This is a genomic window from Algibacter sp. TI.3.09 (genome assembly GCF_038154905.1).
In the GTDB taxonomy this organism is placed as follows: Bacteria; Bacteroidota; Bacteroidia; order Flavobacteriales; family Flavobacteriaceae; genus Algibacter.
Genome location: NZ_JBAKAN010000009.1, coordinates 27,371 through 39,588, shown reverse-complemented (window position 1 = coordinate 39,588; position 12,218 = coordinate 27,371). Strand labels below are relative to the sequence as shown.

Below are 12,218 nucleotides of genomic sequence, written 5' to 3'. Positions count from 1 at the left end.
GCGTTTTTTACGAAATCAAAACCAGTCAGAAAAACCTCCAAAACCATCCAAAAAATCGACGAAATGCATGCTTTTTTCTTTTAAAAACACAGCGCTTTGTCTTTAACCGATTTTAATGAGGTGTTGGGCGAAATGTAAAAATGTAGCCTTTTTATTCAAGAAAACATTTCTAATTTAGCAGTGTTGAAAAAGTACTGATTAATAGCTACGTATTTGTTTAACAGTTAAAGGTGAATTTAGTTTTTTAAACCCCTATTTAAAAAGCAGATCGATAACCGTTAAACAATTGAAATTTTAAATGCTAATCTGTGTTTTTGACATCTACTTTCAAATGTGGATATATCTTCCCGTTTTAGCACGAAAATGAATTTAATGATAGGTTAAATTGCACCCTTAATCCAGGTGTCCTTATAGTCTATTCAAAATATTTAAAACCGCCCTCAAGGGAATATTTATTAATTAAATCCAATTTATTATGAAAAAAAGTAAATTAGTTTCATTAGTGTGTTTATCGTTAACTGTGTCGTACATGTTTTTAACTCTATTAAGTTACATCTTAATTAACTAAAAACAACCGCACATTGGGGTCTTTACAGTTAGCATCCACTCGTTTTAGCCGTTAACCCGGCTATTAATTAAATTTGAAGAAATGATCTGGAATGTTATCTATGTAAAGCCAAGAACCGAGAAAAAAGTGGAAGCCGCATTGTTAAAAATGGGGATTAAAGCTTACTGTCCTGTAGTTACAGAAATCCACCAATGGTCCGATAGAAAAAAAAAGGTAGAAGTGCCTTTACTTAAATCCTACGTTTTTGTTCAATTAAACGATAACGAGCGCGATTTAGTTTTTCAAGTGGCCAATGTGGTACGTTACCTCTTCTGGTTGGGTAAACCCGCTATTGTAAGAGATAACGAAATAACAATAATGCAGAACTGGCTAGTTGCTCAAAACACGACGTTTACCGTAGAGAGCATCCAACCCGGAGACCGCATTGCAATAAAAACCGGACCTTTTAAAGGAGAGAAAGGTCTTGTTAAAGAAATAAGCAAAAATAGAATCCAATTATTACTTTTGGATTTAGAAATGAAAATTACTTTAAACAGGGAATAACCTTGTTTAAAGTATTTTTTTTTGAATAATACTGGGTCCGTAATGGGACTCAGGAGGCGGAGCCGTGTAAAACGGCCATTAAAATAGAATACTAATCAACTTTATAAATTACAAAAAGTAGAAAAACCCATAAATTATGGCAAACAAAGTAGCGTTCATAACAGGAGTAACAGGTCAAGATGGTGCTTATTTAAGCGAATTTTTATTAAAAAAGGGCTATACAGTCCATGGCTTAAAACGTCGATCTTCATTATTCAATACCGATAGAATCGATCACCTTTACCAAGATCCACATGTAGAAGAACGTAATTTTATTTTGCATTATGGTGATATGACGGATAGTACTAACTTAATCCGTTTAATTAAAGAAATTCAACCCGACGAGATTTACAACCTTGCAGCCATGAGCCACGTACACGTATCTTTCGAGATACCAGAATACACAGCAAATGCAGATGGTATTGGAACATTAAGAATTCTTGATGCTGTTAGACTATTAGGTTTAGAGAAGAAAACTAGAATTTACCAAGCGTCTACATCAGAGTTATATGGTAAAGTTCAAGAAGTACCTCAATCGGAAACCACACCGTTCTATCCACGTTCGCCTTATGCTGTTGCAAAAATGTACGCTTACTGGATTACTGTAAATTATAGAGAAGCTTACGGTATGTATGCTTGTAATGGTATTTTATTTAATCACGAGTCTCCTATTAGAGGAGAAACTTTTGTAACACGTAAAATTACGAGAGCAACATCAAGAATTTCTTTAGGCTTACAAGATAAATTCTATTTAGGAAATTTAGATGCTAAACGTGACTGGGGTCATGCCAAAGATTATGTACGCATGATGTGGATGATTCTTCAAGCAGAAGAAGCTGAAGATTGGGTAATCGCTACCGGAAAAACAACCACCGTTAGAGATTTTGTTTCTTTAAGTTTTGCAGAAGTAGGTATTACTTTAGAATTTAAAGGCGAAGGTGTTAACGAAAAAGGATATGTAAAATCTTGTTCTAACGAAAAATACCAAATCGAAATTGGTAAAGAAGTTTTAGCTGTAGATCCTAAATATTTCAGACCAACAGAAGTAGAATTATTAATAGGAGATGCTACTAAAGCAAACACAAAACTAGGATGGGAATGTCAATACGAACTTGCCGACTTAGTAAAAGATATGATGCAAAGTGATTTACACTTAATGCAAAAAGATTGCTATTTAAAAGAAGGAAATTACCAAACCTTAAACTATTTTGAATAGTATGGACAAACAATCTAAAATATACATCGCTGGCCATAGAGGTATGGTCGGCTCTGCTATTTGGCGCGCGTTAGAAGCTTCGGGCTACAACAACCTTGTGGGTCAAACCAGTGCAGAACTCGATTTACGTAATCAAAGTGCGGTACAAACCTTTATCGAAACCACCAAACCAGACGTTATTATAGATGCGGCTGCAAAAGTGGGTGGTATTTTAGCAAATAGCCAATACCAATTTGAATTTTTGTTAGAGAACATGCAAATTCAGAATAACCTGATCGATGCGGCTCACAAACAAAACATTTCAAAGTTTATCTTTTTAGGCAGCTCTTGTATTTATCCTAAACTGGCTACGCAACCTTTAAAAGAAGAATACTTGCTTACAGGCCCATTAGAGCCTACTAACGATGGTTACGCCATTGCTAAAATTTCTGGTGTGCGTTTATGCAAAGCCATTCGCGATCAATACCAAAAAGATTTTGTAAGCTTAATGCCTACTAATTTATATGGTCCTCACGATAATTTCGATTTAAAATCATCGCATGTATTACCAGCCATGATTCGTAAATTTCACGAAGCCAAACTTAACGATAACGCTACCGTAACCCTTTGGGGCAGCGGATCGCCAATGCGTGAATTTTTACATGTGGAAGATATGGCACAGGCCGTTGTTTTTGCTTTAGAAAACAAATTGCCAGAGCATCTTTATAATGTAGGTACCGGTACCGATGTTACTATTAAAAATTTAGCCGAAACCGTACAACGTATTGTAGGGCACCAAGGCACTATTGTTTGGGACGATACCAAACCAGATGGCACACCAAGAAAACTTATGGATGTTTCTAAAATGAAAACCTTAGGTTGGCAAGCCACAACACCTTTAGATCAAGGTATAGAAAACACCTATAATTGGTTTCTGTCTAATGAAGCTTCTTATAAACAAGTAAAATTATAAATCAACAACACATTCATCATGCTCGCGACGCTAGAAAACACCTCAACTACAGTTTTAAAACCTAAAAAAATCACATCAATTTGTTGTATTGGTGCAGGTTATGTAGGCGGACCAACTATGGCCGTAATGGCTCAAAAAAACCCAGACATTAAAGTCACCGTAGTCGATTTAAACAAACAACGTATTGCAGACTGGAACGATAGCGACTTATCTAAATTACCCATTTTTGAACCCGGTTTAGATCAAGTAGTTGCAGAAGCTAGAGGACGCAATTTATTTTTCTCTACCAATGTTGATGATGCTATACGTGAAGCCGACATGATTTTTATTTCGGTAAACACACCTACCAAAACTTACGGTTCTGGAAAAGGTATGGCGGCAGATTTAAAATATATCGAATTATGTGCCAGACAAATTGCACAAATTGCAACTACCGATAAAATTGTAGTAGAAAAATCAACCTTACCGGTAAAAACAGCCCAAGCCATAAAATCTATTTTAGACCATACAGGCAACGGTGTTAAATTTCAAATATTATCAAATCCAGAATTTTTAGCTGAAGGTACAGCTATGACGGATTTAGCAAATCCTGATCGTGTTTTAATAGGTGGCGAACAAACCGAAGAAGGTTTACAAGCCATTCAATCTTTGGTAGATGTATATGCTACTTGGGTGCCAAAAGCACAAATTTTAACCACTAATATATGGTCGTCAGAGCTTTCTAAATTAGTAGCCAACGCCTTTTTAGCACAACGTGTATCGTCTATTAATGCTATTTCCGAACTTTGCGAAGTTACCGAAGCTAATGTAGAAGAAGTTGCTAGAGCTATTGGTATGGACTCACGTATTGGTCCTAAATTCTTAAAAGCCTCTGTGGGCTTTGGAGGCTCTTGTTTCCAAAAGGATATTTTAAACCTCGTATATATTTCTAAATCTTTAGGTTTAAATGAAGTAGCCGATTATTGGGAGCAGGTTATTATCATGAACAACCACCAACGCGATCGTTTTGCAAACAACATCGTATCTACACTTTACAATACAGTTTCTGGTAAAAAAATAGCCTTTTTAGGTTGGGCCTTTAAAAAAGACACCAACGATACCCGCGAATCTGCTGCCATTTACGTCGCCGATAAATTGATTGACGAGCAAGCGCAAATTAGCGTTTACGATCCTAAAGTAACCGCCGTGCAAATGCAAGCCGATTTAAATTATTTGAATACCAGATCGGAAGCTGAAAACGAAAACTTTGTAAAAACAGAAACCGACGCGTACAAAGCCTTAGAAGGTGCTCACGCTATTGCGGTACTTACAGAATGGGATGAGTTTAAAACCTACAACTGGCAACGTATTTACGACAGCATGAGTAAACCCGCTTTTGTTTTTGATGGTCGAAATGTGCTTGACAAAGCTACTTTAGAAGCTATTGGGTTTCGAGTGCAAAGTATTGGTAAGTAATATTATTTATAAATAGACCTTCTTGAATAAAAACATAACGCATTGGTTTAAACTTATTACAATAACAGGCTCTGCACAAGTAATTGTGCAAGGCCTGGGTTTTGTATGCGGTATATTAATAATTAGATTACTACCTGTTGAAGAATATGCCTTATATATTCTAGCAAACACAATGCTGGGTACCATGACTGTTTTGGCTGACGGTGGTATTTCTCAAGGCGTAATGGCTGAAGGTGGTAAAGTTTGGAAAGACAAAGATAAACTAGGCATTGTATTAGCTACAGGGTTAGATTTAAGAAGAAAATTCGCTATTGGTAGTTTAATAATCGCAATACCTATACTACTATACCTTCTAATCGACAATGGCGCTAGCTTAATTACATCTATATTAATAGCATTATCTGTTATACCTGCTTTTTACGCAAGTCTTTCAGATACGCTGTTACAGATTGTACCGAAGCTACACCAAAATATCAAACCTCTTCAACGAAATCAAGTTGAGGTAAGTATTGTAAGACTATTAATACTATTTTTAACATTATTTATTTTTCCTATTTCTATAATTGCTATCCTTGCCAACGGCTTCCCTAGAATTTATGGAAATATAAAACTAAGAAAAATAACCAAAGAGCATAGCAATATAGCTTCCGAGCCAAGCCCTGAAGTTCGTAAAAACATTTTAAAAGTTGTTAAGCGTATAATGCCTGGCTCAATTTACTATGCCATATCTGGACAACTTATAATTTGGCTTGTTTCTATTTTTGGAAACACAACTAATATCGCTCAAATTGGAGCTTTAGGTCGTTTCTCAATGCTTTTTGCCTTAATTCAAACAATATGTCACTTCTTAATAATACCAAAATTTTCAATTTTTAATAGTACATCCAAAAACTTAAGACTTCATTTCTTCAAGTTTCAACTCTTACTAATTGTTTTATTCTCATTAATAGTAATGATAAGTTACTTTTTTTCAGACTATATGCTATGGATTCTAGGAGACAAATACTTCGGATTGAATTATGAATTACTTTTAGTTCTAATTTCTTCCGCAATAGTAACAATAAGCGGTATTAATTTTAATATTGGAGCATCTAAAGGATGGCCTTCAAATTCTATAATACTAATTTTGGGTAACATTATTTTTATAATTATAGGCCTACTCACTTTTGACGTTTCTAATTTTATAAACCTTTTAAAATTTAATATTTTTATAGGTTTATTCCCTTTAATATTCCACACAACGAACTTTATCTACATGACTTTCCAAAACAAAAACTTTAAACAAACATCTTAAAGTAACTTTAAATACTATGATTAATCAAAAAAGAACTTTAAAAATAAAAGTTTTTAATAGACTTCATTACTTAGCTACAGACCTAATTCTTTATCTAAAAAAATTTTATTATAAATTGAGAGGTGCTCAAATAGGAAGTAACACTTTTTTAGGTAGAGTTATGATGGAACTACCTGAACAAATAAAATTAGGAAACGATTGCCACTTGGAAGATCAAGTAAGACTAAGACCGGGAGGTGCATGGCAAACATCGTCTATAACAATTGGGAACAATACTTTTATCGGTCACTCTACACAAATAAACATAGGTTCTAACTTCAAAATTGGAGACAATTGTATGATAGCTCCTTTATGCGTTTTTACCGATGCCAACCATGGCTTCGAAGATTTAAATACACCTATGAAGGCACAGAAGTGCACATATATACCTATAGAGGTTAAAGATGATGTATGGATAGGAGCGGGATCAATAATATTAAGTGGTGTTACGATTAACAAAGGGGTTGTTATTGCCGCAGGATCAGTCGTAAATAAAAGCGTTCCCGAAAATGAAATATGGGGAGGAATTCCCGCAAAAAAAATAAAATCTAGATTACAATGATAATTTTTACAACTTTAGCAGAAGGTCGATATTTTTTTGGAGTATCAGCATTAATAAATTCGATAATTAAACATGGCTGCTACGCAGACAAAATAATCATCGGCTATCGAGGAGAACTACCAAATTGGCTACCGACATTAACAAAATCAAAAAATGGTCAAATATGCAAACTAAAAAATGATTTTGAAATTGAATTTATTGAAATTAATGGTGACCTCCATATGGTTCATGAAAAACCTAAATGGTTTTATGACTTAAGTACAAAATTAGAACCTAATGCCGACGAATACTTCTTTTTTGACTCAGATATTATTTTAGTTAATAGAATGTCTTTTTTTGGTGAATGGGTGAAACAAGGTGTATCAATCTGTGAGGATGTCAATGATGGAATGAGTGTGAACCATCCCATAAGAAAACAATGGATAAAATTACTAAAAAGCAACAACTTAAACTTAAAAACAGTACCCGACAAATATTACAATAGTGGTTTTTTAGGATGGCAAAAAAGTCAAATAGAATTTATTGAAAAATGGTATGAATGTTCAAAAATTCTAAATAAAATATCTGGAGATTTAAAACAATTCAGGGTTAATGACAGAACAAATGTTGTTTTAAGCTCTAATCAAGACTCTCTTAACATGGCTGTAATGACATCCGATTCTGAAATTTCAACTATCGGACCAGAAGCTATGGGTTTTACTTATGGGTTAAGCTTAATGGTTCATCCTTTAGGCCCAAAGCCATGGGATTTAAATTTCACTACTATGTTTCTCAAAGGTATTCCTCCTAGATTAGGAGATCTTAGATTTTGGGAGTACGCAAACGGTGAGTATCTAAAACCATATAAAAACTCGGAGATAAAATGGAAGTTGTTTTGGATTAAATTATACCGATTCCTATCTAGGTTTTACGGTTCGAAATTTTAAAACTAAATTTTAGACAAATTAATTGAAAAAAATACTATTCATAACAAACAATTTTCCGCCAATTTCAGATGGCGTTGGAGATTACACCTACAACTTAGCTAAAACCCTATTAAGCAAAAATGTAGAGATCCATATTATTTGTTCTTCAAAAAAAGAGATTAAAGGAAAGATTGGAGCGTATAAAAATGAAAATATTAATATCTATCCCGTAATTAATAAATGGGACAGATCTGGATGTAATCAATGCTTAGAACAAATTGAAGCTATTAATCCCAATTGGATAAGTTTACAGTATGTCCCGCATGCTTTTAACAAATATGGCTTACCAAAGGACATGATCTATTTAGCCAACAATATTCGAAAAAAAGAATTAAATCTCCATGTATTTTTTCATGAAGTTTACACAAAAATAAATTATCGTTCTTATAAAAGTATTTTATTAGGTATTGCAATGCGATACATAACGAAGAGAATAGCAAATGCGGCTAAATTACTATCAACAAGTAATGAAGGTTATCAGCAACTTTTAGGAAAAGTAACGAACAACACTGTTTCCATTATACCGGTTGGCTCAAATATAAACGTTAATAATTCGCCTTTAAATGCAGAGCTAAAAGAACAATTAAAAATTTCTTCGGACACTTTTATTATTTCAACCTTTGGAGTTAAAGTTAGAGGTCTGGATAGTATTTTAAAACTAGCAGAGGAATTTAAACTAAAGGGGATAAAATTTAAGTTTATTTTTATTGGTAACTTATTAAAAAAGGAAGAAATAAAATCTCATATAAAAAAACTAGGTTTAGAAGACCATATATTAATCACAGGCTTTTTAAACGATAATGAAGTATTAGATTATTTAGCGATATCTAACTTATACTTAATGCTTGAGGCACTTGACGACAAAAACACGTGGTCAGGAAGTTCTACTAGAAGTGGAACTTTATCGACTGCTTTTTTTATGGGACTTCCAATAATTGGCACTAAAGGATTTCTATCAAATTACTTATTAAAACACAAACAAAACATCTACTTAATAGATGAATATGAACAGTTAAAAAATGCAACTACAGAGATTTTAAATGATAAAACATTAAGTACTGATTTAGGAAAGAACGCACACCGTTCCTATATTGAAAATTTATCATGGAATGTAATCGCTAGTGAATATGCAAAAATATTAGAACTTGAAAAATATTAAGACATATTTAATCTTTTTTTATGTTTGGGTGCTCTTAGAAGGCATCATAAGAAAATGGATAGCACCAGGGCTAGGTAATATATTATATTTTGGTAAACTATTATTTTGTATCTATTTTACTTTAGTTCTAATAAAAACGAATCGAAAAAAAATTCTACAAGACAAAAATACCATTATAGTATTAACGTCCTATATGCTATTCCTTTGCCTTTCCTTTTGCATAGGAGCCTTAAATTTCGGCCCTATTGTCCCAATCCTAGGCCTAACCGTACACGTCGCTTATTTCCCTTTGTTTTTCATGATTCCACTAGCATTAAAAACAAAGCAAGACCTATTTAAAGTTCTAAATTACTTTAATTACATTATACTTCTAATTTTTATTTTAGGAATTTATCAATATACCTTACCTCCTGATCATGTTTTAAACAAATATCTTGCTGATACAGAATATGTAGCTACAGTTGGTAATGCTGTTAGAATAACCACAATTTTCCCATATATAGGCTTAAGCCAATATTTTATTGTATTCACCGCTTTACTGAGTTTTACACAATTTGTCCTAAAATCTGGTAAAAAAATTATTGTGAACACAAATATAATTCTTGGTACCATTTGTGTCTTTATGACCGGATCTCGCTACGCACTTGGTTTTTATTGCATTGTGTTTATTACTTATTTTATTTTAGCTAAACCTTTTAAAGTTATTAGCACCAAGCAATTTTGGAAAATGTTTTTAGTTTTACCAATTCTAGCAATCATAGGTTCTCAAACCAGTTTTTTTCAAACTGCTCTCCAAAATTTTGAATCACGTATCAATAGTTCTGACAATAGTGAGGACAGACTTGTTGAAATATTTACACCTTTTAAATTTTCTGAAACCGCAGGCTTTTTAGGTCATGGTTTAGGCGTAACAGCAAACCCTTCGCAAGGGTTTATACATGATCGATCTAGTTTACCATCTTATTGGGAAGAAGAATCTGAACGTATAGCTATTGAGCAAGGTATGCTCGGTTTCATAATACTTGTAATCTTTAGGTTTACAGTATTACTCTTTTTATTTAAAGTGATGAACCGAGAAAAAGACAAACAACTAAAAGGGCTTTTACTGTTCTTTTTCATCTATCAAATCCCTACAGTTTTAGTCATGTCACAGACTAACTTTGTATATATAGAAAACATTATTTACTGCACACAAATAGGCATTTTATTATTTGTTGCTGCTCGCCAAAAACAAAGATATATAGATGAAAGTTATAGTATCTAACCCTGTAAAACAGCATACTAATAAGCTTTGTATTGCTTTACTTAAGGATAATTATTTATGGTGTTTTTTTACTAGTATTTGGTATAAAAAAGACAATACGATAATAAAACTGTTATTAAAAACACCTTTAAAAAAATTAATAGATTCTATTTTTAAAAAGCGTTTTGATAAAAGCTTACCACCAAAGTTTGTTAAGCAATACCCAATGCATGAATTGTTTCGTCAACTAAAAACAAAAGTTCCCTTTTACAATAATACAGAACTAGATAGTCTTTACGCTGAAAACAAGTTTGATTTGTTCGTTGCAAAAAAGATAAAAAAGCTAAATTTTAATGTGTTTATAGGTTACGAAAAATCTTGCTTAAACAGTTTTAAACAAGCTAAAAACAAGAACGCTATAGCTGTACTCGATTTAGCACAAGTGCATTATAAATACATTGGTTATTTAAGAGACAGGTACCCTATGTTTAAATCCATACAAGAAGACCATATTTATAATAAAGCCTCATCTACAAAGCAAAGTGAATATGACCTTATGGATCATGTAATAACACTTTCTACTTTTGCTAGAGACACCATGATAAATTACGGTATCGAAAAAAAGAAAGTCCATGTTGTTAGTTTAGGCTTTGATCCTAAATCATTTTCACCTAAAGCTTCATACAACTTAGATAAAACAGCACCAATAAAGCTATTATTTGCAGGCACGATGACCAAAAGAAAAGGTGTACATTTATTATTTGAAGCCATGGAACATCTTGATAACGTGGAGCTAACTTTAATAGGCCCCATGGCAGATGCCAGAGACCTTATTGAAAATAACAAAACCAAATTCAAGTATTACCCGTTTATGCATCATGAAGAACTTGCAGATAAATTTAGAGAAGCCGACTTGCTTGTTTTTCCTTCTTATTTAGACAGTTGGGCTATGATTGTTTTAGAATGCATGGCTTGCGGTACACCAGTAATTGTTACCGAAAATACCGGTTCTAAAGATGCTGTACTGAAAGGTGGAGGAAAAGTAATCCCTGTTGATGATGTAGATGCGATAATCACATCTGTTAAAGCATACCAAAATAATAGAATTTTATTAAAAGAGGATGGATTAAAAGCCTATGATACGGCACAAAACTATACTTGGGATAATTACTATGAGCAACTTAATACTTTAATAGAAAACATTTCTCATGTTGGTTAATTTCATTTTCAGAAAAAGAGGCCCTAGCCATAATAGCATTGAAGAGTTGTTTGCTTCAATAATAAAAAATCTCCCAAGTAATGTTGAGGTTAATATTATGGAATTACCCCATGGAGGTGCCTCTTTAAAAGCTATTTTTCTAAACATTTGGCATGTTTTATCGCTTAAAGGCATTATCCATATTACAGGCGATGTGCATTACATTGGTATCATCCCCTTTAAAAAAACCATATTAACGATACATGATGTTAACTCGATTATAAAAGGGACTTCTATTAGAAAATTTATGTTCAAAACCTTATGGTTTACCTTACCAGGTTTATTTGTAAAAAAAATAACGGTAATCTCAAAATTTTCAAAACATGAGGTGTTACAAGTTATTCCATGGGCAAAAAACAAAACAGAAGTTATCTATAACCCTGTTAACCCATTGATAGAAACTAAACCTAAAGACTTCAATGCTAAACAACCTACTATTTTACATATAGGCACTAAGGCTAATAAAAATTTAGAAAACACCATTAAAAGTTTACAACATATACCATGTAAACTTGTTATAGTTGGCCCATTAGGTAAAAACGATAAAGATATATTAGAACTATATAAAATAGATTTTTTAAACTACACAAACATAGCATATAAAGATATTGTGGCCTTGTATCAGGACTGCGATCTTGTAAGTTTTGTTTCGTTATACGAAGGTTTTGGAATGCCAATTATTGAGGCTCAAAAAACGGGACGCGCTGTAGTAACGAGCCAAAGAGCTTCTATTCCTGAAATTGCAGGAGATAGTGTATGCTATGCAGACCCTTTGAATGTTGAGGATATGCAAAAAGCCTTTAAAACAATTATAGAAAACAACGACATGCGAAATAAGTTAATAGACTTAGGCTTCAATAATGTTGAACAATTTGAAGTCAAAAAAATAGCTTCGGAATATTTTAATTTATACAAAAAGATATAA

11 protein-coding genes are annotated in these 12,218 nt (G+C 33.0%); all 11 read left to right on the top strand.

The genetic code is table 11. The annotated features are described in order from the left end of the window. The first annotated feature begins 649 nt into the window (after positions 1-649). The 11 genes from V6246_RS17700 (at position 650) to V6246_RS17650 (ending at position 12,218) form a co-directional block, all read left to right on the top strand. Positions 650-1,111, top strand: coding sequence for a UpxY family transcription antiterminator (locus V6246_RS17700; protein WP_159018143.1), 462 nt, complete (start codon positions 650-652; stop codon positions 1,109-1,111). Positions 1,112-1,247: 136 nt separating this feature from the next. After that, complete coding sequence (gmd, locus tag V6246_RS17695; RefSeq protein WP_341561776.1) at positions 1,248-2,366, top strand: GDP-mannose 4,6-dehydratase; 1,119 nt, start codon at positions 1,248-1,250, stop codon at positions 2,364-2,366. Between the two features lies 1 nt (position 2,367). After that, complete coding sequence (locus tag V6246_RS17690) at positions 2,368-3,318, top strand: GDP-L-fucose synthase family protein (protein ID WP_341561775.1); 951 nt, start codon at positions 2,368-2,370, stop codon at positions 3,316-3,318. An 18-nt stretch (positions 3,319-3,336) separates the two neighbouring features. Beyond that, on the top strand, positions 3,337-4,773 hold the full coding sequence (locus V6246_RS17685; RefSeq protein ID WP_341561774.1) for a UDP-glucose 6-dehydrogenase: 1,437 nt from the start codon (positions 3,337-3,339) through the stop codon (positions 4,771-4,773). A gap of 22 nt (positions 4,774-4,795) precedes the next feature. Next, positions 4,796-6,067: a lipopolysaccharide biosynthesis protein gene (locus V6246_RS17680; protein WP_341561773.1), complete on the top strand. Its 1,272-nt coding sequence runs from the start codon at positions 4,796-4,798 to the stop codon at positions 6,065-6,067. A gap of 115 nt (positions 6,068-6,182) precedes the next feature. Beyond that, a complete protein-coding gene (locus V6246_RS17675; RefSeq protein ID WP_341561772.1) occupies positions 6,183-6,668 on the top strand; it encodes an acyltransferase in 486 nt (161 codons plus the stop codon). Beyond that, positions 6,665-7,594, top strand: coding sequence for a hypothetical protein (locus tag V6246_RS17670; RefSeq protein ID WP_341561771.1), 930 nt, complete (start codon positions 6,665-6,667; stop codon positions 7,592-7,594). The genes V6246_RS17675 and V6246_RS17670 overlap by 4 nt, the downstream gene beginning before the upstream one ends. A 22-nt stretch (positions 7,595-7,616) precedes the next feature. Then, positions 7,617-8,792, top strand: coding sequence for a glycosyltransferase family 4 protein (locus tag V6246_RS17665; RefSeq protein WP_341561770.1), 1,176 nt, complete (start codon positions 7,617-7,619; stop codon positions 8,790-8,792). A gap of 298 nt (positions 8,793-9,090) precedes the next feature. Further along, positions 9,091-10,056 carry a hypothetical protein gene (locus tag V6246_RS17660; RefSeq protein ID WP_341561769.1) on the top strand — a complete coding sequence of 322 codons (966 nt, stop codon included), beginning with the start codon at positions 9,091-9,093 and terminating at the stop codon, positions 10,054-10,056. Further along, positions 10,037-11,254 (top strand): glycosyltransferase, encoded by a 1,218-nt coding sequence (locus V6246_RS17655; protein ID WP_341561768.1) that lies wholly within the window; start codon positions 10,037-10,039, stop codon positions 11,252-11,254. Before V6246_RS17660 ends, V6246_RS17655 begins: the two co-directional genes overlap by 20 nt. Then, a complete protein-coding gene (locus V6246_RS17650; RefSeq protein ID WP_341561767.1) occupies positions 11,244-12,218 on the top strand; it encodes a glycosyltransferase family 4 protein in 975 nt (324 codons plus the stop codon). The genes V6246_RS17655 and V6246_RS17650 overlap by 11 nt, the downstream gene beginning before the upstream one ends.